The sequence below is a fragment of the Luteimonas viscosa genome (assembly GCF_008244685.1).
GTDB classification, from domain to species: Bacteria; Pseudomonadota; Gammaproteobacteria; order Xanthomonadales; family Xanthomonadaceae; genus Luteimonas; species Luteimonas viscosa.
The window spans coordinates 115,444-140,916 of the sequence record NZ_VTFT01000002.1; the positions used below are offsets into that span (position 1 = coordinate 115,444).

General features: G+C 69.9%; 22 protein-coding genes. 11 read left to right on the plus strand and 11 right to left on the minus strand.

All coding sequences use genetic code 11. The features are described 5' to 3' along the window. Window positions 1-102 precede the first annotated feature (102 nt). From FZO89_RS15235 to asnB, 3 genes are read left to right on the plus strand one after another with little or no spacing between them, the layout of a single operon-like run. On the plus strand, window positions 103-828 hold the full coding sequence (locus FZO89_RS15235) for a J domain-containing protein (RefSeq protein ID WP_149104293.1): 726 nt from the start codon (window positions 103-105) through the stop codon (window positions 826-828). 51 nt (window positions 829-879) lie between these two features. Next, window positions 880-1,440: a class I SAM-dependent methyltransferase gene (locus FZO89_RS15240; RefSeq protein ID WP_187471213.1), complete on the plus strand. Its 561-nt coding sequence runs from the start codon at window positions 880-882 to the stop codon at window positions 1,438-1,440. Between the two features lie 47 nt (window positions 1,441-1,487). Next, a complete protein-coding gene (gene asnB / locus FZO89_RS15245) occupies window positions 1,488-3,425 on the plus strand; it encodes an asparagine synthase (glutamine-hydrolyzing) (protein WP_149104295.1) in 1,938 nt (645 codons plus the stop codon). Window positions 3,426-3,469: 44 nt separating this feature from the next. On the opposite strand, the gene FZO89_RS15250 is transcribed toward asnB, so the two are convergent. Next, entirely contained in the window at window positions 3,470-4,708 is a 1,239-nt protein-coding gene (locus tag FZO89_RS15250) for a PQQ-dependent sugar dehydrogenase (protein WP_262378736.1), read from the minus strand. A gap of 33 nt (window positions 4,709-4,741) precedes the next feature. Here FZO89_RS15250 and FZO89_RS15255 point away from each other — a divergent pair, with 33 nt between their 5' ends. The 7 genes from FZO89_RS15255 to FZO89_RS15280 all read left to right on the plus strand — a co-directional run bounded on the left by FZO89_RS15255 (window position 4,742) and on the right by FZO89_RS15280 (window position 11,016). Then, entirely contained in the window at window positions 4,742-4,990 is a 249-nt protein-coding gene (locus FZO89_RS15255) for an acyl carrier protein (RefSeq protein ID WP_149104296.1), read from the plus strand. A gap of 13 nt (window positions 4,991-5,003) precedes the next feature. Further along, window positions 5,004-6,512, plus strand: coding sequence for a class I adenylate-forming enzyme family protein (locus FZO89_RS15260; protein ID WP_149104297.1), 1,509 nt, complete (start codon window positions 5,004-5,006; stop codon window positions 6,510-6,512). Next, window positions 6,509-7,495 carry an NAD(+) synthase gene (gene nadE / locus FZO89_RS15265; protein ID WP_149104298.1) on the plus strand — a complete coding sequence of 329 codons (987 nt, stop codon included), beginning with the start codon at window positions 6,509-6,511 and terminating at the stop codon, window positions 7,493-7,495. Before FZO89_RS15260 ends, nadE begins: the two co-directional genes overlap by 4 nt. A 3-nt stretch (window positions 7,496-7,498) precedes the next feature. Next, a complete protein-coding gene (locus FZO89_RS18575; RefSeq protein ID WP_187471214.1) occupies window positions 7,499-8,533 on the plus strand; it encodes a hypothetical protein in 1,035 nt (344 codons plus the stop codon). A gap of 65 nt (window positions 8,534-8,598) precedes the next feature. Then, complete coding sequence (locus FZO89_RS18580) at window positions 8,599-9,837, plus strand: PQQ-dependent sugar dehydrogenase (protein WP_187471215.1); 1,239 nt, start codon at window positions 8,599-8,601, stop codon at window positions 9,835-9,837. A 129-nt stretch (window positions 9,838-9,966) separates the two neighbouring features. Continuing rightward, window positions 9,967-10,236 (plus strand): hypothetical protein, encoded by a 270-nt coding sequence (locus FZO89_RS15275; RefSeq protein WP_149104300.1) that lies wholly within the window; start codon window positions 9,967-9,969, stop codon window positions 10,234-10,236. Between the two features lie 147 nt (window positions 10,237-10,383). Next, window positions 10,384-11,016: a L,D-transpeptidase gene (locus FZO89_RS15280; protein ID WP_149104641.1), complete on the plus strand. Its 633-nt coding sequence runs from the start codon at window positions 10,384-10,386 to the stop codon at window positions 11,014-11,016. 193 nt (window positions 11,017-11,209) lie between these two features. On the opposite strand, the gene FZO89_RS15285 is transcribed toward FZO89_RS15280, so the two are convergent. After that, on the minus strand, window positions 11,210-12,229 hold the full coding sequence (locus FZO89_RS15285) for a polysaccharide deacetylase family protein (protein ID WP_187471216.1): 1,020 nt from the start codon (window positions 12,227-12,229) through the stop codon (window positions 11,210-11,212). On the opposite strand from FZO89_RS15285, the gene FZO89_RS15290 reads away from it, so the two are divergent. Further along, window positions 12,228-13,151, plus strand: coding sequence for a glycosyltransferase (locus FZO89_RS15290; protein WP_149104302.1), 924 nt, complete (start codon window positions 12,228-12,230; stop codon window positions 13,149-13,151). The genes FZO89_RS15285 and FZO89_RS15290 overlap by 2 nt on opposite strands. 153 nt (window positions 13,152-13,304) lie before the next feature. Here the strand turns inward: FZO89_RS15290 and FZO89_RS15295 are convergent, their stop codons facing one another. The 9 genes from FZO89_RS15295 to FZO89_RS15335 form a co-directional block, all read right to left on the minus strand. Next, window positions 13,305-14,870, minus strand: coding sequence for a class I adenylate-forming enzyme family protein (locus FZO89_RS15295; protein ID WP_149104303.1), 1,566 nt, complete (start codon window positions 14,868-14,870; stop codon window positions 13,305-13,307). Continuing rightward, complete coding sequence (locus FZO89_RS15300; RefSeq protein ID WP_149104304.1) at window positions 14,870-15,121, minus strand: acyl carrier protein; 252 nt, start codon at window positions 15,119-15,121, stop codon at window positions 14,870-14,872. The genes FZO89_RS15295 and FZO89_RS15300 overlap by 1 nt, the downstream gene beginning before the upstream one ends. Before the next feature lie 439 nt (window positions 15,122-15,560). Then, window positions 15,561-17,030 carry a TIGR03013 family XrtA/PEP-CTERM system glycosyltransferase gene (locus FZO89_RS15305; protein ID WP_316247557.1) on the minus strand — a complete coding sequence of 490 codons (1,470 nt, stop codon included), beginning with the start codon at window positions 17,028-17,030 and terminating at the stop codon, window positions 15,561-15,563. Window positions 17,031-17,447: 417 nt separating this feature from the next. Then, window positions 17,448-19,742: an HzsA-related protein gene (locus FZO89_RS15310; RefSeq protein WP_149104305.1), complete on the minus strand. Its 2,295-nt coding sequence runs from the start codon at window positions 19,740-19,742 to the stop codon at window positions 17,448-17,450. A gap of 318 nt (window positions 19,743-20,060) precedes the next feature. Further along, window positions 20,061-21,362, minus strand: a complete 1,302-nt coding sequence (locus FZO89_RS15315) for a porin family protein (protein WP_149104306.1) — start codon at window positions 21,360-21,362, stop codon at window positions 20,061-20,063. A gap of 28 nt (window positions 21,363-21,390) precedes the next feature. Next, on the minus strand, window positions 21,391-22,041 hold the full coding sequence (locus FZO89_RS15320) for a P-loop NTPase family protein (protein ID WP_149104307.1): 651 nt from the start codon (window positions 22,039-22,041) through the stop codon (window positions 21,391-21,393). A gap of 132 nt (window positions 22,042-22,173) precedes the next feature. Then, the gene (locus tag FZO89_RS15325; protein WP_149104308.1) at window positions 22,174-23,760 is read right to left on the minus strand and encodes an XrtA system polysaccharide chain length determinant; all 1,587 of its coding nucleotides are present in this window, start codon (window positions 23,758-23,760) and stop codon (window positions 22,174-22,176) included. Next, the gene (locus FZO89_RS15330; RefSeq protein WP_149104309.1) at window positions 23,760-24,377 is read right to left on the minus strand and encodes an XrtA/PEP-CTERM system exopolysaccharide export protein; all 618 of its coding nucleotides are present in this window, start codon (window positions 24,375-24,377) and stop codon (window positions 23,760-23,762) included. Before FZO89_RS15330 ends, FZO89_RS15325 begins: the two co-directional genes overlap by 1 nt. 79 nt (window positions 24,378-24,456) lie before the next feature. Further along, complete coding sequence (locus tag FZO89_RS15335) at window positions 24,457-25,464, minus strand: NAD-dependent epimerase (protein ID WP_149104310.1); 1,008 nt, start codon at window positions 25,462-25,464, stop codon at window positions 24,457-24,459. Window positions 25,465-25,473: the final 9 nt, after the last annotated feature.

Consider the following 25,473-nt stretch of genomic DNA (forward strand, 5'->3'; position numbering starts at 1 on the left):
CACGGGGGTTGTCATCGCACCCCGATGCACGCGCATCCGCTGGCCGGCGCGGGCCCGGTTTCGCGTACGCTGTCTCGAATCGACCGCCTGTTGAACCGACGGATGTCCGACCAGACCGACTTCATCGCCCTGTACAGTGAACTCGGCATCGAGCCGGACTGCTCGCTGGACGGGCTGCGGATGGCCTATCGGCGCCGCGTCGCCGACCTGCATCCGGACCGCGCCGGAGATTCGGGCGAGGACGAACTCAAGGCCCTGAACCTGCAGTACGCCGCGGCCCTGGAATTCCACCGTCATTACGGCCGCCTGCCCGGTGCAGCGGCGCCCGCCACGCGGCGCCGGCAGGTGCCGGGCGGATCGCGCCGTTCCGCGCAAGCGGTAGCGAACGTCGAGGAGGAGGCGGAAGCACCGCAGGCGCGCCGTCCCTCGCGGATGATCGTGTATGGCATCTTGCTGCTGTCGGCGCTGCTGGTGTGGTGGCTTTCGCGCACCGACGGCCCATCGCCCGGATCCAGTGGTGGTATTGCCGGAAACGAACGTGGAACGGCGCCATCCGCGGCCATTGCGCTGCGTCTGGGCATGCCGGTGCCGGACGTCGTCGCGATGCTCGGGGAACCGGTCAGCCGCGAGCTCGGCGGCACGCAATGGGTGTACGGCCCGTCGTGGGTGCGCTTCGAATGCTCGCAGGTGATCGACTGGTACAGTTCGCCGCTGCAGCCGCTGCGCGCCTCGCGTTCGCGTCCCGACGGAGAGGAGGCCGCGGTGCTGGCACGTGCCGATGCCCGCCGCTGCCCGCCGGTGGCAGCGGCATCGGGACGCACCTGGTAGGCCATGGACCGTTTCAACGCGAAACTGAGGAAGGCCGTCCGCCGCACATGGATGAAATACGCCATGCGCGGCGTGGGTGGCGCCGACGACTACGGGCGGCTGGACCTGGCTTACCGGCTGGGCGACCCCTGGAACATGGAGTCGGGTCTCGAACAGGCGCGCTTCGCCGCCACCAACGCACTGGTGGCGCGCACCTTCGGCCGGGTGGGCAGCCTGCTGGAAGTCGGCTGTGGCGAGGGCCACCAGACGCTGGCCCTGCAACAGCTTGCCGGAGAGGTCTACGGCATCGATGTCAGTCCCACGGCGATCGAGCGCGCCCGCCAGCGCGTGCCCGGGGCGCAGTTCGCCGCCACCGACATCGAGCATCAGCCCTGGGGCGACCAGCGCGCGCGATTCGACCTGGTGGTGGCCTGCGAGGTGCTGTACTACATCAAGGACATCCCGGCGACGCTGTCGCGCATGAGCCACCTCGGCAGCGCCTGCCTGGTCACCTTCTTCGTGCCCGCCCTGGTGCGCGTGGGGCCGCACCTGGAGGGCATCGCGGGGCTGCAGAAGGACTGGCTGCACCACGGCGGCGAAACCTGGCTGGCGTGCTGGTGGCGCAACCAATGAGCCATCGGCCGGATCGCGCGTGCGGCGCGCGCAGGGGGAACTGAACCATGTGCGGCCTGGCGGGATACCTGGGCCACCCGTCCGCGGACGGCGGCGGCCTCGACGTGCTGCAGCGGATGATCCACACCCTCGCGCACCGCGGGCCGGACGGCTACGGCTTCCATGTCGAACCGGGCGTCGGACTGGCGCACGCGCGGCTGTCGATCATCGACCTGGCCACCGGCGACCAGCCGATCCACAACCCCGCACGCAGCGTCTGGACCGTCTTCAACGGCGAGATCTTCAACTTCGTCGAGTTGCGCGCCCGGCTCGAGGCGCAGGGGCACGTGTTCTACACCCGCTCCGACACCGAGGTGATCGTCCACCTCTACGACCGCTACGGCGACCGTTTCGTCGAGCATCTCAACGGGCAGTTCGCGATCGCGCTGTGGGACGGCGCGCGCCGGCGGCTGGTGCTGGCGCGCGATCGCGCCGGGATCCGCCCGCTGTACTGGACCCGCGCGCGTGGCACGTTGTGGTTCGCCTCGGAGACCAAGGCGCTGTTCGCGGCCCTGCCCGAGCGCGCGCGGCTGTCGGTGGCCGGCGTGATGCAGGCCTTCAGCTACTGGGCGCCGCTCGATCCCGACACCGCCTGGGAGGACGTGCACACCCTGCCGCCCGGACACGTGCTGGCCGTGGAGGACGACGGCACGCAGACGCTGACGCGCTACTGGGACTGGACCTTTCCGGTCGCGGCGCAGTCGCGCTCCACCCGGTTCGCCAGCATCGAACAGGCCGCCGGCGAGTTGCGCGAACGGCTGGTGGACGCGGTGCGCCTGCAGTTGCGTGCCGACGTGCCGGTTGGCGCCTATCTCAGCGGCGGGCTCGACTCCTCGGGCATCGTCGCCCTGATCCGCGGCTTCACCGACACCCCGGTGCGCACCTTCTCGGTCGCGTTCGACCAGCCCGAGTTCGACGAGAGCGCACACCAGCAGGCGATGGTCCGGCACCTGGGCACCGACCATTCCACCCTGCGCATCTCGCCGCGCGAGATCGGCCGCGCGTTCCCGCGCCTGGTCGCCCATGCCGAAACCCCGGTGCTGCGCACCGCCGCGGTGCCGCTGATGCTGCTGGCCGATTCGGTACGCGCACACGGCTACACCGTGGTGCTGACCGGGGAGGGCGCCGACGAGGTGTTCGGCGGCTACGACCTGTTCAAGGAAGCCAAGGTCCGGCGCTTCTGGGCGCGCCAGCCAGATTCCAAGATGCGGCCGAAGCTGCTGTCGCGGCTGTACGGCTACCTCGAGAACTCGCCGGCCGCCAACCCGGCCTTCGCCGCGTCGTTCTTCGGCCAGGGCCGGGAACACCTCGACCGCGCGATCTTCGCGCACGTACCGCGCTGGACCACCTCGCAGCGCGCGTTCGCCTTCCTCGCGCCCGAACTGCGCGCGCAGGCCGCGCAATGGGACGCGCTGGCATTCGCCGAATCGCGGCTGCCGGCGAACATACTCGACTGGGCGCCGCTCTCGCGCGACCAGTACGTCGAGGCCAAGACCCTGCTGGCCGGCTACCTGCTGGCCACGCAGGGCGACCGCGTCGCCATGGCCGGCTCGATCGAGGGTCGCTACCCGTACCTCGACCACACCCTGATCGAGTGGGCGAACACCCTGCCGCCTTCGTGGAAGATCCGCGGCCTGACCGAGAAACACATCCTGCGCCTGGCGCTGGGCGACCTGCTGCCGGCCGACATCGCCAGGCGCACCAAGCAGCCCTACCGCGCGCCCGACAGCGCCAGCTTCTTCGAAGCCGGCCAGCCGCTGGACTACGTGGGCGACCTGTTCGCGGCCGACAACCTGCGCGCCAGCGGGATGTTCGACGTCGAGGCGACGACGCGGCTGTTCGCCAAGGCGCGCGCGGGGCGGGCGATCGGGTTCGCCGACAACCAGGCCTTCGTCGGCGTGCTGTCGACCCTGCTGCTGCTGCGCAACCACGCGCTGGCGGCCTGACCGGGTCGTCCGACCGCGTGGGCGCGGCCCGCCCGCAAGGCCGGCTAGTCTTCCGCCACCGGCTCCAGCCGCAGCAGTCTGCCGTCGGTGCTGTCGGTGAGCAGGTACACCAGGCCATCGGGCCCGACGCGCACGTCGCGGATGCGTTCGCGCCCCGGCAGCAGGCGTTCCTCGTGCACCACGCGTTCGCCGTCGAGCTGCAGCCGGATCAGCGCCTTGCCCACCAGCGCGCCCGCCAGCAGGTTTCCCTGCCACTGCGGGAATGCATCGCCGGCGTAGAACGCCATGCCGCTGACCGCAGGCGACTTCGGCCAGTAGTGCGCGGGCGCCTGCGTCCCCTCCGCCGCGCTGCCGAGCGCGCCGGGCACCGGCTGCCCCGAGTAGTCCAGGCCGTGGGTGGCCAGCGGCCAGCCGTAGTTGGCCCCGGCCTGCGGCAGGTTGATCTCGTCGCCGCCCATCGGGCCGTGCTCGTGGCTCCAGAGTGCGCCCGTCTCCGGATGCAGGGCCAGGCCCTGGATGTTGCGGTGGCCGTAGCTCCAGATCTCCGGCCGCGCGCCTTCGCGTGCGACGAACGGATTGTCCGCGGGGATGCCGCCGTCGGGATGCAGCCGCACCAGCTTGCCCTGCAGGTGGTCGAGCAGCTGCGCCTTGTCCGCGACGCGGTTGTCGCCCGCACTGACGAACAGCATGCCGTGCGCGTCGAACGCGATCCGCGAGCCGATGTGGGTGCCGTGCGACAGTTTCGGCTCCTGCCGGAACAACACCTCCACGTCTTCCAGCCCGTGCTCTCCCAGCCGTCCGCGCGCCACCGCGGTGCCGGCCTTGTTGCCGCGCCAGTTCGGTTCGCCGTAGGACAGGTACACCAGCCGGTCGTCGGCGAAGGAGGGAGAGGGCACCACGTCCAGCAGTCCGCTCTGGCCCTGCACGAAGACCGGCGGCACGCCGTCCAGCGGGGCCGAGATCGTGCCGTCGGCGCCGATCCGGCGCAGCCGTCCGGGGCGTTCGGTCACCAGCATCGAACCGTCCGGCAGCAACGCCAGCGACCAGGGGTGGACGAAGCCTTCGGCCAGCACGCGCACCGCGTACCCGCCGTGCTCGCCCTGCAGGACCTCGACCGGCGCGTCCACGAGGCTGCGCGGGGTGGAGACGATGTCCTGCCCGCTGTCCGGATCACGTTCGATTCCACAGGCAGACAGTGCGATCGCGACGCACAGGTATCCACCCGCCAGAATGGCATTCCGGATACCCTCGCGATGGCGCGAAGCGCGCGATCTAGTGGTCAACATCATCTTCCTACCCTGGGGCATCGGAGCGACATGAGCCGGAGACAGCAGATCAGGCAGTTCATCCTCGGCAATTTCCTGTTCACCGACGACGAGTCCGCCATTGCCGATGATACGTCGCTGATCCGCCAGGGCATCGTCGACTCCACCGGGATCCTCGAGCTGATCGGCTTCATCGAGGAAACCTGGCCGGTCAACGTGCCGCCGGAGGACATGACCCCGGCCAATTTCGACAGCCTCGCATCGATCGACCGCTATCTCGACGGCCGGCTGGCGGCCTGACCGGGCCGGCACGATGGAGACCCTGGTCGCGCGGCTGGAACGCACCGCCGCGGCGATGCCGGAGCGCGCCGCGCTGCAGCAGGGCGCGCGTCGGCTGGACTACCGAGGGCTGCACGAAGCGGCGCTGGAATTCGCGCGGATGTTGCGCGCGCGCGGGGTCGCGCCCGGCGAGCGGGTGGCGCTGGCCCTGCCCAACTGCATCGAGGCGGTGGTGGCCTGGTACGGCTGCTGGCGAGCGGGCGCGGTGGTGGTGCCGCTCAATGCCCAGGCGCGCGAGCGCGACTACTACCCCTGGCTGCTGCACAGCGGCGCGCGCCTGCTGGTGCAGCAGGACGGACATGAGGACGGCACGCGCGCGGCCGCCGCCGCGGCGGTGCCAGTGTTGCCGGCCGGACACTGCCTGGGGGGCGAGGGCGGGGCGGTGCACGACCAGGCGGCGGGCGAGACCGCCGCCACGGACCTGCCGCCGCCGGATCCCGACGCCCTGGCCGCCATCCTCTATACCTCCGGCACCACCGGCGCGCCCAAGGGCGTGGCCCTGAGCCATCGCAACCTGGCCGCCAACACCGCGTCGATCCTCGACTCGCTCGGACTCCGCGCCGACGACAGCACCGTGAGCACGCTGCCGTTCTACTACGCCTACGGCGCTTCAGTGCTGCACACCCACCTCGCCGTCGGCGCGCGGATCGTGCTCGAAGACAACCTCGTGTTCCCGCACCTGGTCACCGAAGCGCTGGCGCGCGAACGCGCGACCGGCTTCTCCGGCGTGCCGTCCACGTTCGCGCTGCTGCTCGACCGCGGCCAGCTCGAACGCCACGACCTCTCGTCGCTGCGCTACCTCACCCAGGCCGGCGGCGCGATGGCACCGGCCCTCGCCCGGCGCGTGCGCGCCGCGTTCCCGCAGGCGAAGCTGTTCGTGATGTACGGCCAGACCGAGGCCAGCGCACGCCTCACCTGCCTGGCGCCCGGGCGGTTCGAGGACAAGGCCGGCTCGGTCGGCACCCCGATCGCCGGCGTCGAGATCCAGGTGCGGCGCGAGGACGGCAGCCGGGCCGCGCCCGGGGAGACTGGCGAAGTCTGGGCGCGCGGCGACAACGTCATGTCCGGCTACTGGCAGGCGCCCGAGGCCACCGCCGCCACCCTGGTCGACGGCTGGCTGCGGACCGGCGACCAGGGCCATCTCGACCCCGAGGGCTACCTGTGGCTGGCCGGGCGCCGCAGCGACATGATCAAGACCGGCGCCCACCGCGTGCATCCGCAGGACGTGGAGGAAGTGATCGCCGAACTGCCGGGCGTGCGCGAGGTGGCCGTGACCGGCATCGACGACGCGCTGCTCGGCCAGGTGGTGGCCGCCTTTCTCGTGCCCGGCGACGATGCGCCGAACGAGATGGCCGTCAAGGCACACTGCCGGCAGCGGCTGGCAGGCTACAAGATTCCGAAGCGGGTCGCGTTCGTGAGCGAGCTGCCCAAGACCGCGTCGGGCAAGATCCGGCGCGCCGCATTGACCCAGGGGAACCCATGAGCCATCTCGATCCGTCCGTACTCGACCTCGACTACGCCGCCGAGGCCGACCGCATCGCCGCGCGCCTGCGACAGATCGTCGCGCGCGACCTGCACCGGCGCGGCCTCGTGGTCGCGATCTCCGGCGGCATCGACAGCACCACGTGCGCCGCGCTCGCCGTGCGCGCGCTGGGCGCCGAACGCGTGTTCTGCCTGATCCTGCCCGAGCGCGACTCCAGCGACGACAGCGCCGTGCGCGCCAACATCCTCGCCGAACACCTGGGCGTGCGCGTGCACACCCACGACATCGCGCCCGCGCTGGAAGCGATCGGCTGCTACGAGGCGCGCGACAACGCCGTGCGCAGCGTGCTGCCCGGCTACGGCGACGGCTGGAAGTTCAAGATCGTGATCGCCGGCGGCGCGCAGGGGCTGATCAACCGCTTCCGCATCGTCGCCGAGGAACCGTCGGGCGCGCGTCACGAGCAGGACCTGCCGCTGGATGCCTACCTGACCATCGTCGCGGCCACCAACTTCAAGCAGCGCATCCGCAAGACGCTCGAGTACTTCCACGCCGACCGGCTCAACTACGCGGTGACCGGTACGCCCAACCGGCTGGAGTACGACCAGGGCTTCTTCGTCAAGAACGGAGACGGCTCGGCCGACGTCAAGCCGATCGCGCACCTGTACAAGAGCCAGGTCTACGCGATGGCCCGCCACCTCGGCGTGCCCGAGCGCGTGACCTCGGCCACGCCGACCACCGACACCTATTCGCTGGCGCAGGGGCAGGACGAGTTCTACTTCGCGCTGCCGTACGCGCAGATGGACCTGGCGCTGTGGGCGCTCAACCACGACCGCCCGGCAAGCGAACTGGCCGAAGCGCTGGGCGTCACCCAGGCGCAGGCGCAGGCGGTCTACGACGACATCGCCGCCAAGCGCCGTACCACCGCCTACCTGCACCGCCCGCCGGTGCTGGTCGAGCCGGTGACCGAAGCGCACGGGCACTGAACGATGGTCGCCAATCCGGCCTATACCGTCCACGAAGCCGACGTGGAGCGCGACCGTGAGCTGATCCTCGGCCTCTGGCGCGGCAACCTCGGCGACGAAGCGCGCATGGCGCGCAAGTACGACTGGTTCTATCGCGATTGTCCGTACGGCGCGCCGCTCACGCTGCTGCTGCGCCACGAGGAAAGCGGGGCATGGGTGGGCGTGGCAAGTGCCGGTCCGCGGCAGATGATGCTGGGGGGGCGCCTGGTGCAGGCGGGCGTGCTGGTGGACCTGGCCGTGCTGCCCGCGCACCGCTCGCTGTGGCCTGCGCTGTCGCTGCAGATGGCGCTGATGGAGGCGGGCGCGAAGCGGTTCGAGCTGCTGTACGGATTCCCCAATCCCAAGGCGGCCGCGGTATTCAAGCGCGTCGGCTACATCCCGTTGTGCAGGCTCGTGCGCCATGCGCGCGTGCTGCGCCACGCCGGCTACGTGCGCCGTCGACTGCCGGCGCTGCTGGCGGGTCCGGCCGGATGGGTCCTGGATGCTTTCGACCGGGTGAAGCTGCGGTTGCGCAGTGCGGGCACCCATGGGCAATGGCAGGACCAGGCGGACGCGACGCTGTCCGACCTCTGGTCGCCGGCGTCGGCCGGCGCGGGGCCGGTGTCGATCCGCGACCTGACGTTCCTGCGATGGCGTTTCGACCAGTCGCCGCTGGTGGACGTGCGCTACCTGCTGGTGCGCGGCGACGACGGCACGACGCTCGCCTGGTTCGCCTGCGAGACGCGCGGGAGCGTGCTGTACGTGCACGACTTCTGGTCGCGGCGCGGCGTGCAGGGTCCGTCCGCGACGGAAATCGCCACGCTGTTGCGCTGCGCCCGCGCCGCGGGACACAGCGCGATGTCGATCGAACTCGGTGCCGCCGCGGCGGGCAACGGCTGGCTCGACAACGGATTCCTCGCGCGCGAGCCGCGTCCGGTGTTCTGGCGTCCGTGCGGCGCGACCCTGGAAGCGGTGGCTCCGGCCGACCTGTGGCTGACCGCCGCCGACGAGGACGAATGAGCGCCCGCGCGCCATGCGCACGGGCAACCCGGGAGCGGGCGCCCGCATGGGCGCGTGGAGGATCCATGGACACGAAGCTGGCGGCGATACTCCTGTTCCTGCTGCTGTTGCCCGGCTGCGCCGAATCGGCGCAGCCGCCCGGCGCGGATCCGGCAGATGGCGCGGCCTCCTCCGCAAGCGGTGGCATCCGTGTCGAACAGGTACTCGCGCAGGGCCTCAACGCCCCGACCGCCATCGCCAGCCCGCGCGATGGCAGCGGGCGCATGTTCGTGCTCGAACGGGAAGGCCGCATCCGCGTGCTGGGCCGCGACGGCAAGCTCCTGCCCGAGCCGTACTACACGCGCGAGGTCGCCACCGGCGACGTCGAGCAGGGCCTGCTGGGCCTGGCGTTCGACCCCGCCTTCCGCGACAACGGCAGGCTCTACATCGCCTACAGCGGCGCCACGCAGGGCGAGCGCCACGGCCTGGTGCTGCGTCGCCTCCAGGCCGGCGACCCGGCCGCCAACCGCTTCGACGGCAAGGACGAACAGGTGCTGCGCGTGAAAGGCCTGGTCGCCAACCACAACGGCGGCCATATCGCCTTCGGGCCCGACGGCATGCTGTACTGGGCCGTCGGCGCCGGCACCGGCGAGCCGCGCGACCACGCCCACGCCGCGGCCACCGACAACCTGCTCGGCAAGATCCTTCGCATCGACGTGCGCGACGGCGCCAGCGGCGCGAAGAACACCTGCGGCGAGAAGGGCCGCGCCGTCTACGCCATCCCGGCCGACAACCCCTTCGCCGGCAAGCGCGGAGAGTGCGGCGAGATCTGGCTGCACGGCCTGCGCAACCCCTGGCGCTTCGGCATCGATCACGCCGATGGCGCGCTGTGGATCGGCGACGTCGGCAAGGACCGCGAGGAAGTGAGCGTGTGGCGCTCCGGCGCCCCGCGCGACCTCGGCTTCCCCGGCTGCCAGGGCAGTCACGACTACCCGTCCACCGGCGCCACCGACTGCCCCACCCGCACCGGCACCACCGGCCCCGTGTTCGAATATCCGGGCCGCGAACGCGGCCGCTGCGCCGTCACCGGGGGGCTCGTCTATCGCGGCGCCAACGTCGCGCTCAGGGGCGCCTACGTATTCTCCGACTCGTGCTCCAGCGAACTGCTGGTCGGCCGCCTCTCCAGCACAGGCAAACTTGAAGTCGCCTCACTCCCGAGCGGCGTAGCCCCCGGCTACGGCACCATCGCGTCCTTCGGCGAGGACGAGGACAACGAAGTGTGGTTCGTCAATCACCTCAATGGTGGGGTTTATCGGGTGAGGTAAGGGAGCCCTCACGGCCCGATGCGGACAGCTTCACAATCCATCCACGTATTCCAACGTCAGCTGAAGGCGGGTCGGACCTCCGGCAAAAAGCCCGCTATATTCGCGACTCCCCAGACGAGGAGGATTGGCATGTTTCTGACCAGGCAACATCTGTCGATGGCGCGTATGTTCGGTGTGGCGATCGTCGCCACCTTGGGCCTTTCCGCCTGCGCTACCTACGACGACGAGTTCGCAGGGATCAACTCGCGTCTCGATCAACTCGACACGAGGGTGCAGAGCGCGGCCCAGAGCGCAGAATCCGCCAATCAGTCCGCGCAGCAGGCCAACCAGCGGCTCGATCAGATGGAAAGCCGCGTCCAGCAGCTCGAGACGGCGCCGCGCCGCGTACCGCGGGGTTAATCGCTCGCACCATTCACGACGCACGGCCTGAGGACCCGGTGACCTTTGGTCACCGGTGTCTTCGCCTTGATCCAGTCGTCTTCTAGGAACCGACCCATCCGTACCTGCACCGACCCTGCGATCCGGGCCGTTTGTCGTGCGCTGGCGCTGGCGCTGGCGTTCGTGAGCTTCGGCGCGGCCAGCGCCGGGGATGCCGCTGCGCAACCGGTCGCCTCCGTCGACCAGCTTCCACGAGGCCAGGACGTGTCGGGCACGGTGATCGAGCTCGCGGGCTGGGTGGTCGCGACCAGGGACAGCCAGGGCTATCCGTTCGCGGTCATGGACAAGGCCGCCGCACAGATCCTGGTGTTCGGCGGCGACGGCCGCCTCCGCGGCGCGGCACCCGGGCTGTTCGGTTCGGCGATCGGCGATCATACGGCCCCCGGCATCGCCGGCCTCGCGCTTCGCGAGATTCCGGGTCGGGATCGCACGACGCCTGCCGGTCGTTTCGTGGGCGGTTTCGGCCCGTCGATCGACGCCGGCCGCGTGCTGTGGGTGGACTACGATTCCGCGGTCTCCATCCACCCTACCGCCACCGGCGTCCCGGCAGAGAAGCGCGCCGAACGCCTTGCCTCGCCTTCGCCGGACGACAACCGCGTCACCCATGGCTGCATCAACGTCTCGCCCGAGTTCTACGAGCGGATCATCCGTCCGACGTTCGAGCGCGGCGGGGTGTTCTACATCCTGCCGGATGCGGCGCCGATAGCGGAGACCTTCCCGGAGTTCGCGCAAAGTCGATGAGGCTGGCCGCTCTTCGGCCCACCAGGGACGAGGCGCATGCGTCCCTGATCCGGACATCCGGCTCCTCGGCATCGTCTCCGTCGAGTTCGCTCAGCGAACGGGTCCGGCCATCCGTTCACACCGAAGCGGCTTCGTGGCGCAGCTCGATTCCGGAGTTGCCCCATGCCCGCCTGGGCGATGGCGGAGCGGGGCATCAGCCCGCCAAGCGCCTGACCGGCGCCCGAAACAGATACAGCCCCAGCCAGTCCGGCCGGAACCGTCCCTCCGGATCCACGATCCCGGCCTGCTCGAACCCCAGCCGCCCCAGCAGCCACCCGGGCCGACCGTCCACGGGATTGATCACCGGATTGCTGGTGAAGGCGAATTCGTAACCTGCGGCCCGGGTGCGCTCGAGCACATGGTCGTCGTAGCGGCCATGCGGATACGACATCGTAGGCGGCGGCTGCGCGTCGAGGTGGCCGCCGACGATGGCGCGCGCGGCGGCAAGTTCGGCGTCCAGGTCCCCGGCCCGCGTCATCGGCGTGTGGGTCTTGCCGTGCACGCCGATCGCGATGCCGCCCGCGGCCAGTTCTCGCAGTTCGTTGCGGGTGACCATCTGGCGCACGCCATCGTCCATCGCCGCCGCGAAGGGAGCGAGGACCTGGTTGCGTTGCGTGGCATCGAGCGCTTCGAGCGCGGCGATGAGCTTGCGCAGACCATCGATGTTGTCGGGCGGTACCGGCTCGACCGGGTGCCCGGCATTGGCCAGTGCCTGCGCGAGCGCGGGCAAGCGCAGCGCATTGCGGCGGAAGGCGGAGATCAGCCTTTCCTGGAAGAAGGGTTCGTCGCGGTCCACCACGTCGGCGACGGTGAACAGCAGCGCGGGCAGGCCGGCGGCGCGCAGGCGGGGCAGGGCGTGGGCGTGGTTGTCGGCCCAGCCGTCGTCGAAGGTGATCAGCAGCGGACGGTCGGGCAGGGGCGTGCCGTCGCGGCGGGCGGCCATCACCTGGTCCACGGACACCACGTTGTAGTGGCGGCGGAAGAAGTCCAGGCAGCGTTCGAACAGGCCGGCTTCCAGGGTGTAGTCCGGGTCGCAGGAGGCCCAGCGGGGGTCCTCCTGCGTCAGCACGCGATGGAACATGATCACCGTCAGCGCGCGGCGGTTGCGCAGGCGGTGGTACAGGCCCAGCAGTCCGCTGCGATAGAGTGCGCGCTTGACCAGATCCCCTGCCATGCCCGACATGCGCCCTGAAACCTCCGTCATCATACCCACGTGGAACCGGCGCGACCTGGTCGCGCGGGCGATCGATTCGGTGCTGGCGCAGACGCGCGAGGTCGGGGAGATCATCGTCGTCGACGACGGTTCCACCGACGGCACGGGCGAGGTGCTTGCCCAACGCTACGGTAAACGCATCACGTACGTGGCTCAGGCCAACGCCGGGGTGTCGGCGGCACGCAACCGCGGCCTGGCGATGGCGCAGGGTCGCTACCTGGCTCTGCTGGACAGCGACGACGTGTGGCTGCCGGAGAAGACCGCGCGGCAGGCGGCGTTCCTCGAAGCGAACCCCGGCATCGGGCTGGTGCTGTGCGACGTGATCCGCGTGGGCGTGGACGGCGAGACGATCGACGTGTTCGACCGGCGACGGCAGATCCCCGCCGACGGCCCGGCGCTGCAGTGGGTGCTGCGCGATCCGGCGCTGGCACCGCTGTCGGTGCTGATGCGACGCGAGGTCTACGAGGACGTGGGCGGCTTCGACGAATCGTTGCGCACGGCGGAGGACCTGGATTTCCACCTGCGGGTGGCGGCGCGCTGGGGCATCGGCGTGGTGTCCGAGCCGCTGGCGCGGGCGCTGCGCGGGCACGACGGGTTGTCGGCGCTGGCCTCGACCGAGAACGACTACATCGCGGTGATGGAACGGGCGGCCGAATCGGCGAAGGGTGCGGTGCCGGAGGATGCGCGGCGGCAGGCGCTGGCGACGGCCTATGTCAAGAATGCGGAGGGCTGCGTGTGGCGCCAGCGCTATGGGCAAGCCTGGGGGCTGGCGCGGAAGGCCTGGGCCCTGGGGCCCGAGCCGGAACTGCGGCGGCGGTTGCGGCGACTGCCGGTGATGGCGGGGAAGCGGGTGCTGCGGTCGATGTTGCGGCGGGCCGGGTGAGGGCAGGTCGGCGCGTGTTGGGGCTGCGGAGGGGGATTTCTCGCTGCGCTCGAAATGACAAGGAGGGCTCGAAATGACAAGGGGGCTCGAAATGACGATGAGGGCGCGAACTGACAAAGAGCGATCGAACTGACAAAAGGGGCAGGCGATGCGTCAGGCGTCCTCGCCGGGGAGTTCGCGGCCTTCGGCTTCGGCCTGCAGGGCGGCGCGGCGGATCTTGCCGGTGCCGGTCTTCGGCAGGGAATCGCGGAACTCGATCAGACGCGGGACCATGAAGTCTTCCAGCCGCGCGGCGCAATGGGCGATGACATCGCGCGCGGCCAGTTCCACGCCGCCCCCGACCACCAGCAGCGCCTTGAGGGCGCGGCCCAGCACCTCGTCGGGCACGCCCACCACCGCGGCCTCGCGCACCCCGGGCAGGGCGTAGAGCACGTTCTCCACTTCCTTGGGGCTGACCTTCTCGCCGCGAGACTTGATGATGTCGTCCTTGCGGCCGACGAAGTACAGGAAGCCCTCGGCGTCCATGCGGAACAGGTCGCCGGTGTGCAGCACCTTCTCCCACGGATAGCGGCCGGGCCTGAGCGCCCTGTCGGTGGCTTCCGCGTTGCGCCAGTAGCCCTGCATGACGTGGCCGCCTCGCACCACCAGTTCGCCGACGGTGTCCGGCGGCAGCGGCCGGCCGTCGTCGCCGGCCACCCACACCTCGGTGTCGGGGATGGCGATGCCGACGCTGTCGGGACGGCGGTCGAGTTCCTCCGGCGGCAGCCAGGTGCAGCGTTTGGATTCGGTCATGCCGTACATCGAGTACACCCGCGCCTGCGGAAACAGCGCGCGCAGCCGCGCGATGTGCGCCGGCGGCAGCGCGGCCGCGGTATTGGTGACGAAGCGCACCGACGCCGCCCACCCGGGCTTGAAGTTGCGCAGCTGCACGATCAGCGCGGCCATGGTCGGCACCAGCGGGAAGCCGGTGACGCGTTCGCTTTCCAGCAGTGGCAGGATCTTCTGCGGGAAGGCGAAGGATTTCTCCAGCACCAGGGTGGCGCCGAGCTTCACGCACATCAGCAACTGGTACAGGCCGTAGTCGAAGGCCAGCGGCAGCACGCTCAGCACCACGTCGTCCGGCGCCATGCGCAGGTAGCCGGTGATCGAAGCGGCGGCGTGCCCGATGTTCCGGTGCGTCATCATCACGCCCTTGGGCTCGCCGGTGGAGCCCGAGGTATAGACCAGCATCGCCAGGTCGATGTCGATGCCGCGCGGCGCCTCCGGCAGCGTCGGGGATGGCGCGACGAACGCCTCCCAGCCCCTCTCGTTGGCGGCCATGTCGTCGGTGGCATCGACCACCACCACGCGCCGCACCGAGGGCGACCGCGCCAGCGCCGCGCGTGCCACCGGCAGCAGGCTGGCCTGGGTGAGCAGCACCGCGGCCTCGCAGTCGCCGAGCACATAGGCCAGCTTGTCGGCCTTGGTGGTGGGATTGATCACGCTGAAGATTCCGCCGGCGCGCAGCGTGCCGAAGATGGCGGCGGCGGTTTCCATGCGGTTGTCGAGGAACAGCACGCAGCGCTCGCCGTTGCCGAAGCCCTCGGCGACGAGCGCCGACGCGAAGCGTTCGGCGGTGTCGGCCAGCTGCGCGTAGGACACGCGGCGGCCGGCGCAGACCAGAGCGGTGTGCTGCGGGCGCTCGGCGGCGCGGGCGCGCAGGTGCGCCTCGTAGCGCATCAGCCCGGGGCGGCGTCGAGCTTGGTGCCGACGTAGGCGACCAGGCTGGCGACGCTATCGAGGTTCTCGGGCAGCACCTCGTCGTCCTCGACGAGGAAGCCGAATTCCTGTTCCAGCCATGTCACGAGCGTGAGCACGCCGATCGAATCGATGATGCCGCTCTCCAGCAGGCTTTCCCCGGCCGGCAACCGTTCCGGGACCGGGAACTGCTCGTGGATGAACGAGCGGATGCGGGACTCGATGTCGTCCATACGGATCGGGGTGCTCCAGTGGCGCGTCGTATTGCCCGGCGCGAACGGGGTCCGGGTGGGCGCGCTATCTTGCCAGAAGCCAACGGGCCGGGCGGCCGCCAATGCCGCCGCGGGCCGGAAACCGGCGCGAGCGGCGGTGGGGCGGGAATGGCGGGCAGGGCAAAGCCAGGGATCGCGGCCGCCGGGCGTGCGGCCGGCGGCATCGGCGTCGGACGTTCACGGCCAGCCTTGAGGGCCCGGGCGGATGCTCTGTCGCGGGTGCCGGGTGCCGGTGGCCGGGCAAGCGGGCCACACCGCGTTAGCGGCGGCGATGCGGCGGCTCCGTTCCAGGCGCAGGGCATCTCCGGAACGATGCGCCGGCGGGTGCGCGCGAGCGGCTTCCAGAGCCCGCGGAATGCGTCGGTGACGACGTGCCGGCGCGGCTGCTCCGGTCGCGCGGTCAGCGCACCCCGCGTCCGAACACCACCACCTCGAAGGTCTGGATGAGGATCAGGATGTCGAACAGCAGGTTGTGGTTCTTGACGTAGAACAGGTCGTACTTGAGCTTCTCTTCCGCATCCTGCTTCGAGGCGCCGTAGGCGTAGCGCAGTTGCGCCCAGCCCGCGAGGCCGGGGCGCACGCAGTGGCGCAGGTTGTAGTAGCGCAGGTCCGCATCGAGTTCGGAGACGAACTCCGGACGCTCCGGGCGCGGACCGACGATGCTCATGTCGCCCCTGAGGATGTTCCACAGCTGTGGCAGCTCGTCCAGGCGGGTGCGGCGGATGATGCGGCCCACGCGGGTGATACGGTCGTCGTCCTTGCCGGCCCAGCGGGCGACGCCGTCCTGCTCGGCGTCCGTGCGCATGCTGCGGAACTTGATCAGTGGGAACACCGAGCCGAGCAGGCCCACGCGCTCCTGCCGGTACAGGATCGGCTGGCCCTTGCCCGATTCGATGCGGATCGCGAGCGCGACCAGCAGCAGCAGCGGCCAGGTCAGCGCCAGGACCGCGAGCGAGGCGACCACGTCCATCGCCCGCTTGCTGAGCACGCGGCCCAGGGAACTGTCGAAGCCGCCGGAGAACACCAGCCAGGACGGATCGGTGAGCGAGAGCTTGATCTTGCCCGACTCGCGTTCGAAGAACGAGGCCAGGTCGGTGACCTGGATGCCGATCTGCTTGCATTGCAGCAGGTCGTGCATCGGCGGTCCGCCGCGGCGGTCGTCGGGTCCGAACACGATCTCGTCGATGCGGTTGAACAGCGCCCATTCCGCCAGCGGCGTGTCGATCGACACCAGCTTGTCGTCGCCCACGCGTGGCGTCTCGTTGCCGCAGGGGACGTAGCCGACCACGCGGAACCGGCGCCGGTCGGAGTTGCGACGCAGGCGCTGCTCGATCAGCGAGGCGCGCTCGCCCGAGCCGAGCACGAGCACCCGCTGCTTCAGCGCTTCGACGTCGATCAGGCGCTGCGACGCGACGCGCAGGCCGGCGACGAAGACGAAGCCGAACGCCAGCGCCAGCGCCAGGATGCCGCGACCGAACTCCAGCGGCGGAAACAGGTAGAACACCGTGAGCAGCACGAGCGTGCCGAGCATGAAGCCCACCGCCTGGCGCGACAGCGCCCCTGCCCAGGTCTCGCGCAGGTGGGTCTGGTACAGCCCCATCGTGGTCATGCCCAGCACCATCATGGTGGCGAACAGCAGCGCGCGCACGCCCTGCAGCCACAGCGAGGTGTAGGCGCTCAGCGGTTCGGGATCGCTGATGAAGCGCACGTAGACCGCCAGGAATGCGGCGCCCATCAGTAGCAGCACCTCCAGCAGGATCATGGCGGCGCGCCAGCGCGATGCGGTGCGGCGCATGAAGCGCGGCATCAGGCTGCTGCCCCTGCTGGCAGCCGTTGTCGGCACGGCATCGTCGAATTCAGCCTTGTTCATGCGCTTCGCCCCCTGGCAGCGCCCGCGTGCGGGTGTCGTGCGCCTTGTCGTGGCACGGTACCCGCCTGCGACGTGTGTGGTTCCGTTGCGGTGGCCGGGGCTCCGGCGGGCCGCGAAAAGGCTTGCCTTCGCGGTCCGGGTTCCCTTCGGCGTGTCCTGACCTATGAGTACGCAATCGCGGCCGCGATGTGGACACGGCATACCGATGCCCGCCGGATTCCGGACCGGGCACCCGCGCCCGGAGTACGCGAGACACCGGGATTGAGGCGTCCGGGCCGGCACGCCCAGTGGCCGGCCACGGGGGTGCGGACCCGATCCGCACCCGCCTGCAGCCAGGCCCTTCCTCGCCCTCCGTTGGCCGGGAGCCCGGCTCCGGCACATGCCGGAGCGGGCAGTTCGCCGCGATCCGGCGCCTGGTCAGCCGTTCGGGGGCAACAGCGGGGCCGACCCGTTGCGGCGGCGACCGGCCTCGCCGCCATACGTCTGCTTCCAGTGGCGCATCAGCTCGCGCAGTGCCTGCGGCTGGTTGGTCGGGGTCGCCTCGCCGGCCTGGTTGCGGCTGTTCTCGCCGTGGCAACCGGCGCAGGTGCGGATCTCGCCGGGCTGCAGGGTGACCCAGACGCGCTCGCGCACCACCGGTTCACCGGACGGATCGACCGTCTGCCAGCTCAGTGCGCGCCGCGCGGGCACGAATGCGGCGGTCGAACCGTCGGCGGCGATCCTCACGCTGCCGTCCGGACCGGCGGCGTTGGCGGGGTTCTGCGCAACGTCCATCGGCTGCGCCACCGGACGGCGGCCGCGGATGTTGTTGCCGTAGGCACGCACCAGGTTCGCCTGCACGATCTGGTAGTGCGCGATGTCGTAGACGCGGCCGCTGCCGCGGGTCTTGCGCACGCCGCCGGGCACCTGCAGGTTGAACGGCTGCTGGGTGTCGCCGCGGTCGCGGCTGGTCTGGTTGCGGGTGACTATCAGCGCCAGGTCGTTGCTCTGCAACCAGTTGCGCAACGCCGCCTCGTTGACGCCTTCGTCGCTGAGGACCGCGCGCTCGGGGGAGGGAATGGCCGGATGCGAGGTCGCCGGCGGGGGCGTGCGCGCCACGACTTCGACCGGCTCGAGTTCCCACAGCTCCCCGCTGTATTCGCGCGGGGTCGCCTCGTCCGTCCACCACGAAACGGTCTTGCGGATGCCGGGCGTGAGCGCAGTGCCCGCGACGAACATGCCGGAGGCATTCGTGTTCAGCTGGTGCAGCCGCAGTCGGGACGAGGCGCCGAACTCGGCGTCGGCTGTATAGCTCGCCACCATGTCGCCCGAGGTCAGCGGCAGCGGATTGCGGAAACGCCCTCCCGGCAGGCCGTTGCTGCCGGCGGCGGGGCTGGCATCGGTGATCAGCATCTGCTCGGCATTGAGCGTCGGCGCGCCGGTGATGCGCACGATCTGGTTGGTCGTGCCTTCGCCGAACTCGCGCGCGTAGATCCCGTAGTAGGTGCCGCGCGCCACCGGGTTCTCGCGGATGTGGAAGATGCCGCCGTCCATCCGGATGTGCTTGCGGTTGGCGAAGTTCGACTGGTTCACGTTGTCCGACAGCGCGTCGTCGTCCATGAACGCGCGTGGCAGGTAACCGTAGTCGCCCACCAGTTCCTGGCGGCCGATGTGGTTGAGGGTGAGTTCGTCTGTGCCGTCCTGGTTCATCTGCCAGGGCGCGAACAGGTTGTAGGTGTGCGCGCCCACCCGTCCGTAGGGGGTGTCGGTGTCCTGCCGGCGTTCGGGGAAGGTGTCGCGGACCAGGCCGACGCTGGTCGCGTTGGCCGATTCGCTCGAGTAGTTGAAAGGATCGAAGGTATAGCCCAGGTAGATCGAGCCGTCCTGCTGCTGGTCGTGCTGCAGGTGGTCCCAGCGGGTGAAGATGACCCGGCCGTAGCTGTCGATGGTCGGACTGAACGCGCCGCTGGGCACGTGGTTGAGGATGGTGACGCTGCCGGTGGCGGGGTCGAGGCGGAAGATGCCGGTGACGGTCGGCGTGCTTTCGTACTCGTCCAGGTTCGGGTAGAGGTGTGCTTCGCCCTTGCGGGGACGGTCGGACGTGAACAGGATGGCGCCGTCGCTGGCATAAAGCGGCGAGACGTTGTTGTAGTTCGCCGGCTGGCCGGCCACCCGGGTGATGCGTGCGGTCTCGCCGCGGGCGAGGCCGGTGACTTCGTACAACTGCCACTTCCCGCTGGTGGCGGCATAGCGCTGCAGCGGCGCGCCGACGACCATGCTGAAGATCGCCCGGGTCCCGTTCCAGTGGACGGTCGGCTCGCGCACGGCGATGGCGTTGGCGCCCTGCAGGCCGTCCATGCCGTAACCGGCTTCCCGGGTGAGGTTGCGCAGGGTGCCGTCGGCGTAGCGGATCATCAGGTCGCCGCCGCGCAGCGACGAGCCCATGCCCGGCTGGTGGTTCGCGAAACTGGACAGCCGCGTGGCGAACCGGTCGCCCCCGGGCGTGGGCACCTGGGTGACGAACAGGATCGGGTTCGAGATCGCCTTGGCGGTTCCGCGCGCCGCAGCGGTCTGGCGGCCGGGCTGGACCGCCACCATGCCGGCCAGGGTCTCCGCGGTCGTGGCCTTGTCCTCGGAGGAGGCCTCCGCCGCCTGCTCGGTCGAACAGCCGGCCAGGACCGCCCCGAGCGCGGCCAGCATCGTGAGGAGGGAAGCCCGGAAAATGTGTCTCATGGGGGAAGGTGACCTGCCGGAAGAGGTGTCGGGCCGCTCGAACGGAGGTCTGTCGGCGGCTTCCCTGCCCGCCAGTCACACGCAACCCCGCCCCCGACCCACGTCAACGACGTGGCCGCAGGCCCCCGATCGATCTCGTCTTCCCCCCTGAGAAGACGAGCGATCATAGGCGCCCGGACCGCCGTTCAGCGAAATAAACGCTGAACGCGGATCAGGGTCAAGGAATCGGCGGCAAACCGCTGGGCGGGCGGGAAATCCGGCGGATCCCGCCGGATGGGTCACATTCCGGGTGCGACGCGGTTCCGCCTCGTGCGCCGGCTACCGGTTGCGGTAGGTCACGGTGAGGTACCAGACGTTCTGGCGGCTGTCGCCGAACGGGCCCTCGTCGTCGCGCCGGTAGTGGAGGTAGTCCAGGGCGCTGCTCCAGTGACGCGACCAGGTCCTGGACAGCCCCAGGCCGAAGCGCTTGTCCTCGGTGCGCAGGCCCAGGTCGGTGAAGTTCGAGCGCGCCACGTCGGCGAAGGTGCGCAGGTCCCAGGTCTGGGACAGCCGGTAGGACAGCTGAAGCACCACGCCACGCCGGGTTTCGTCGAAGCCCGTCGGATCGACGTAGTCGACCCGCTCGTAGTAGGGACCGATGGTGAAGTCGACCCGTTCGTGACGGTAGGCGTAGGTGAGGTCGATCCGGTCCTCCTCGTACACCGATGCGTCGACTGCCGAGGTCGCCGAGGACAGGCTGTCGGGCACCTCGGTCACCGCACCGATGCCCTGGAGCGCCGAGTCAGAGGAGTCCGTCAGCTGGTGCGCGAGCCCCAGCGACAGCGCGTTGCGCGGGCTGAACTGCCAGTCGAGCTGGCCGCGGAGCATCGGGTGCGAGGCGGAACTGCCGTCGGCGTAATCGACCCAGGTGTAGCCGGCGTCGAAAGCGAACCCGAGGCGGACGAGCTGCTTCTGGTAGCGCACGTAGCCGTCGTAGCGGCGGTAGTCGCGGGCGGTCAGGTCGTTGTCGAAGTCCACGTCCTGGCCGCGCAGGCTCAGCGTCACGCTGCTGGTCTGGTCGAGCGCGCGGATCGCGTGCAATGCCGCACTGACCCGCTGCGACTCGAACTCGTCCTCTTCCTCGGCGCTGCTGTCGATCCAGCGCACCTCGGCCCGGCCGCGTACGGCCTGGCTCCAGTTGAAATGCAGGTTCGGCCCCAGCGACAGCACGTTCACCCGCTGGCGGTTGTCGACCGAGTCGGGCGCGAACCGGTCGATCGGCCGCATTTCCAGGCTGTCCTCGATCGTGAAGCTCAGCGTCTCGGGGACGAAGAACCAGTTCAGCCTGCCCGACAGACTGGTCTCGAAGGTGTTCGATTGCGGGCCGTCGACGTAGTTCCAGTAGTCGAAGCGGCCGCCGATGTTGGCCTGCACCGTCGAGGTTTCCTCCGCCACCACGAAGCCCACCCCGGCGCGCAGCGCGCTGGACTCGGTGGGGTCGGTGGACGACATCAGCACGTTGTCGTTGCGCTCCACGCCCGCGTCCACCGCATAGTCGACGCGGACCGCATGCGCATGCAGCGGCGCCACGGCCAGAACCGCGACGCACGCGGCCGGGAGGCCCTTCCTGCGGTTTCTCATGGGTGGTGCCCTCAGTGGTGCCGGCCGGTCAGTAGATGTTGTTGAACACGACGCCGGCGAGCTTGTCCGGGTCGAAACTCGCGGCGGCCTCGTCGATGCGCTCGACCGTGGCCTGCCCGTAGCCGGCGACGACGACGATCAGGTCGGCCAGGTCGGACAGGATCCGGGCGTCCGGCGAGTTGAGTACCGGCGGACTGTCCAGGATCAGGTAGCGGTTGGCATGGGTGCCGCGCAGCGAGTCGATCATCATGCGCATGCGGCTGGAGCTGAAGTACTCGCCCGTGGTTTCGCGCGAGGTGCCGCTCGGGATCAGCTTCAGCCGCGGCAGCCCGGTGTCGTACTGGATGGCGGACAGGTCGGTGACGCTGCCGTCGAGGTAGTCCATGATCCCGCCGTCGGCGACATCGACGGCGAGCGCCGCGTCCTGCGCGGGATGCAGGGCGTCGCAGTCGACGAGCAGCGCGGTCTTGGTCTCGTCGAACGCGAATGCGGCGGCGAGGTTGCGCGCGACGAAGCTGCCGCCGCACCCCTGCTGCACGGGCGCGACCAGGGTGATGAAGTTGCGTTCCTGTCCCAGCGCCAGCAGCTTGGTCCGCAGGCCGCGGAAGGCGTCGGCCTGCGCACGCACCGAGTCGTTGCGATGGATCAGCTTGCGCTCTTCGAGTGCGCGCGGGGTCAACGGATGCAGGGCTCCGTCGGCGCGGGTGATCGAACGGGAACCCGTTCCGCCCGCGGCGGGAGGATTCAGCGCATCACGACGTACATTCACTATCTGCTCCATGGCATCGATTCTGGGTGGCCGGCTTCTGGCTCAGCCGTTGGACAGGTTGTAGGCGTACGTCAGCGCGTACAGCAGCAGCACGGCGACGACCAGCGAGGTGCCGATGGCCATGTTCATGTACTGCCTGCGGCGCTCGCGAGGCGAATGGTAGGCGGGGATCGTCGCCAGCAGCGGATAGCGGCTCTTGACCTCGATCAGCTGCGGGCTGCGAACGCGCGGGTCGACGCGCACCAGCAACCAGAGCAGGCCCAGCGGGATCGCGATCGCCGCCAGCAGGCCGACGGCCGCGATGTGCATGAAGCGCAGGCCGGTGGGGCGCAGCGGCATCGTCGCCGGATCCTGCACGCGCAGGGTCAGGCCGCGGTTCTCCTGGTCCAGGCCCATCGACACGCGGGCGTTCTCGCGCCGGCGCAGCAGGTCCTGGTAGATCTCGCGGTTGACCTCGTAGTCGCGGGTGAGCTCGGCGAGCACGCTTTCCGATGCGGCGATGCGGCGGCTGCGGTCGAGTTCGCCGTTGAGCAGGCTTTCGGCGACGCTCATCCGCGAGCGCGTCGCCGCCACCTCGCGCCGGGCCTGCGACAGCTGGCTGCGCAGCTCCTGGTACAGCGGGTTGAGCCGCGAGTCCTCGGAGCCGGTGTCCGACTGGCCGGACGCGGCGCGGGCGCGCTCCTGGTCCAGCTGCCGCTGGATGTCCTCCATCTGGTGGCGCACGCGCTGCACGTCCGGGTGCCGGTCGGTGAAGTTCAGCAGCAGCCGGTCGAGCTCGGCCTGCAGTTCGATCTGCTGGGTACGGTACATCGTCTCGCGGGTCTGCACCGAGGTGACGGCGGACTCGCCGGACAGCTGCGATGCGATCGAACTTTCGCGCGACTGCTGTTCGAGCAGCGACATGCGCGTTTGTTCCACCTGCGAGCGCAGCGCCGAGATCCGCGAGTGCACGTCGGTCGCGCTGCCGGGCTGCGCATCCGCATTGCGCGAGCGGTACGCCTGCAGGTTGTTCTCGGCGTCGATCAGCTTGCGGTGGTATTCCTGCACCTGCTTGTCGATGAATTCGTAGGCTTCCCGGCTCTCGCGGCTCTTGGTGGCCAGCGTTTCGTTGATGAACATCGCGCCCATCGCGTCGGTGACGCGGTAGGCCCGCTCGGGGTCGCTGTCGCTGTAGGTGATCTGGACGATGTCCGCGCGCGGGCTGGTGACCAGGGTGCGTCCCTGGATCTCCTCCATCAGGCGGTCCTTCTGCAGCGGGCTGAGGCCTTCGGCGTCGAAGCCGCCGGTCTCCACGATCTGGGTCAGGACCTTGCGGCCGTAGATGATCTGGCGGGCCATGCCGGCGCGGTCGGTGACGCCGGTCGGGACGGCCCGGCCTTCGAGCAGCGGCTGGATGATGTCGCTTTCCTGCGCGAGGATGGTCACCGAGACCTGGTAGCTCCTGCCGACCACGAACTGGCCGATCAGGAAGGTCAGCAGCGCGATCACCGCGAAGATGGACGTCAGCACCACGATGCGCCGCCGGCCCTCCTTGAGGACCAGCTTGACGTATTCGATCGGTGACGTTTCAGGTTTCGCGGCCGCGGTCGATGCAGGGCGCTGCGGAACGGGGAGGCTGCTCGACTGCATCAGAACGCCCGCTCCGGCACGGTGATGACGTCACCCGGCGCGACCGTGAAGTTGGTCGACAGGTCGCCGCGGTTGATGATCTTGTCCAGGCGGATCGCGTAGCTGAGGGTCTCTCCCTCGGTCTTGCGGTAGAGGCTGGAACGGTCCGGCGCGGCGAACTCGTTGACGCCACCGGCGGCCAGCACCGCATCGAGCACGGTCATGCCCTGACGGTACGGGATCGAGACCGGCTGCCGCACGGCGCCGGTCACGCGCACGCGCGAGAGGTACTCGTGGCTGCGCAGGTCGGTCAGGATCACGGCGACCTGCGGGTCGCGCACGTAGGTCGAGAGCTTTTCCTGGATGTCGGCCGCCACCTGGCTTGGCGTGAGACCCCCGGCCATCACGTCGCCGACCAGCGGCACCGAGATCCTGCCGTCCGGACGCACGGGCACGGTGATGCCGAGCTCCGGGTTGCGCCAGACGGTCACCTGGACGACGTCGTCGACGCCGATGGCGTAGTCGTCCACGGGACCCTGCTGCGGGGCCGGTGGTGCCTCCGCCAGCCCGCCGCCGCTGGCGCAGGCCGCCAGCGTGACGACCAGCAACACTGCAATCAATTGCCTGAACATGCGCATCTTGGGAATCCCCGTTCGTTTCCGATGCCATGAATAACGTGGAATGGCCGCAACATCGGTCACGGCGTGGTCGCCCGGTTCAGACCCGGTAGTAGGTCCGGTACCACTCCACGAATCGGGCCACGCCGGTCTCGATCGGCGTCGATGGCGAATAGCCGGTGTCGCGCTGCAGGCCGGACACGTCGGCGCAGGTATCGGCCACGTCGCCAGGCTGCATGGGCAGCAGGTTGCGCTCGGCCTTCCGGCCCAGGCACTCCTCGAGCACCTCGATGTAGCGCAGCAGCTGCACCGGGCTGTGGTTGCCTATGTTGTAGACCCGGTACGGCGCGCTGGACGAACCCGGGTTGGGCAGCAGCGGGTCGTAGTCCGGGTCGGGGCCGGGCACGCGGTCGAGGGTGCGGATCACGCCCTCGACGATGTCGTCGACGTAGGTGAAGTCGCGCGTGTGGCGGCCATGGTTGAACACGTCGATCGGCCTGCCTTCGAGGATGTTCCTCGTGAACAGGAACAGCGCCATGTCCGGCCGGCCCCAGGGGCCGTACACGGTGAAGAAGCGCAGGCCGGTGGTCGGCAGGTCGAACAGGTGGCTGTAGGTGTGCGCCATCAGTTCGTTGGCCTTCTTGGTCGCCGCATACAGGCTCACCGGATGGTCGACGCTGTCCTCGACCGCGAACGGCAGCTTGCGGTTGGCGCCGTAGACCGAGCTCGACGAGGCGTACACCAGGTGTCCGACGCCGCCGTGGCGGCAGGCCTCGAGGACGTTGGTGAAGCCGACGATGTTGCTGTCGATGTAGGCCTGCGGGTTCTCCAGCGAATAGCGCACGCCGGCCTGCGCGGCGAGGTTGACCACGCGCTGGGGCCGGAAGTTGGCGAACGCGCGGTCCAGCGTGCCGCGTTCCTCCAGCCCGCCCTTGACGAAGGAGAACCCCGGCCGCGGCAGCAGGCGCTCGAGGCGTGCCTGCTTGAGGGTCGGGTCGTAGTAGGGATTGAGGTCGTCGTAGCCCAGGACCTCGTCGCCGCGCTCGATCAGGCGGTGGCTGAGATGGGAGCCGATGAAGCCGGCGGCGCCGGTGACGAGGATGCGCATTCGCGGTTC

What these genes read in the sequence shown, in the direction of transcription:
- FZO89_RS15335 (WP_149104310.1), bottom strand. Translation starts at nt 25,464, where the DNA reads ATGCGCATCCTCGTCACCGGCGCCGCCGGCTTCATCGGCTCCCATCTC.
- FZO89_RS15305 (WP_316247557.1), bottom strand. Translation starts at nt 17,030, where the DNA reads ATGAACAAGGCTGAATTCGACGATGCCGTGCCGACAACGGCTGCCAGC.
- FZO89_RS15295 (WP_149104303.1), bottom strand. Translation starts at nt 14,870, where the DNA reads ATGCGCTACGAGGCGCACCTGCGCGCCCGCGCCGCCGAGCGCCCGCAG.
- FZO89_RS15240 (WP_187471213.1), top strand. Translation starts at nt 880, where the DNA reads ATGAAATACGCCATGCGCGGCGTGGGTGGCGCCGACGACTACGGGCGG.
- FZO89_RS15310 (WP_149104305.1), bottom strand. Translation starts at nt 19,742, where the DNA reads ATGAGACACATTTTCCGGGCTTCCCTCCTCACGATGCTGGCCGCGCTC.
- FZO89_RS15260 (WP_149104297.1), top strand. Translation starts at nt 5,004, where the DNA reads ATGGAGACCCTGGTCGCGCGGCTGGAACGCACCGCCGCGGCGATGCCG.
- FZO89_RS15275 (WP_149104300.1), top strand. Translation starts at nt 9,967, where the DNA reads ATGTTTCTGACCAGGCAACATCTGTCGATGGCGCGTATGTTCGGTGTG.
- FZO89_RS15325 (WP_149104308.1), bottom strand. Translation starts at nt 23,760, where the DNA reads ATGCAGTCGAGCAGCCTCCCCGTTCCGCAGCGCCCTGCATCGACCGCG.
- FZO89_RS15235 (WP_149104293.1), top strand. Translation starts at nt 103, where the DNA reads ATGTCCGACCAGACCGACTTCATCGCCCTGTACAGTGAACTCGGCATC.
- FZO89_RS15285 (WP_187471216.1), bottom strand. Translation starts at nt 12,229, where the DNA reads ATGGCAGGGGATCTGGTCAAGCGCGCACTCTATCGCAGCGGACTGCTG.
- FZO89_RS18575 (WP_187471214.1), top strand. Translation starts at nt 7,499, where the DNA reads ATGGTCGCCAATCCGGCCTATACCGTCCACGAAGCCGACGTGGAGCGC.
- nadE (WP_149104298.1), top strand. Translation starts at nt 6,509, where the DNA reads ATGAGCCATCTCGATCCGTCCGTACTCGACCTCGACTACGCCGCCGAG.
- FZO89_RS15300 (WP_149104304.1), bottom strand. Translation starts at nt 15,121, where the DNA reads ATGGACGACATCGAGTCCCGCATCCGCTCGTTCATCCACGAGCAGTTC.
- FZO89_RS18580 (WP_187471215.1), top strand. Translation starts at nt 8,599, where the DNA reads ATGGACACGAAGCTGGCGGCGATACTCCTGTTCCTGCTGCTGTTGCCC.
- asnB (WP_149104295.1), top strand. Translation starts at nt 1,488, where the DNA reads ATGTGCGGCCTGGCGGGATACCTGGGCCACCCGTCCGCGGACGGCGGC.
- FZO89_RS15255 (WP_149104296.1), top strand. Translation starts at nt 4,742, where the DNA reads ATGAGCCGGAGACAGCAGATCAGGCAGTTCATCCTCGGCAATTTCCTG.
- FZO89_RS15315 (WP_149104306.1), bottom strand. Translation starts at nt 21,362, where the DNA reads ATGAGAAACCGCAGGAAGGGCCTCCCGGCCGCGTGCGTCGCGGTTCTG.
- FZO89_RS15330 (WP_149104309.1), bottom strand. Translation starts at nt 24,377, where the DNA reads ATGCGCATGTTCAGGCAATTGATTGCAGTGTTGCTGGTCGTCACGCTG.
- FZO89_RS15290 (WP_149104302.1), top strand. Translation starts at nt 12,228, where the DNA reads ATGCCCGACATGCGCCCTGAAACCTCCGTCATCATACCCACGTGGAAC.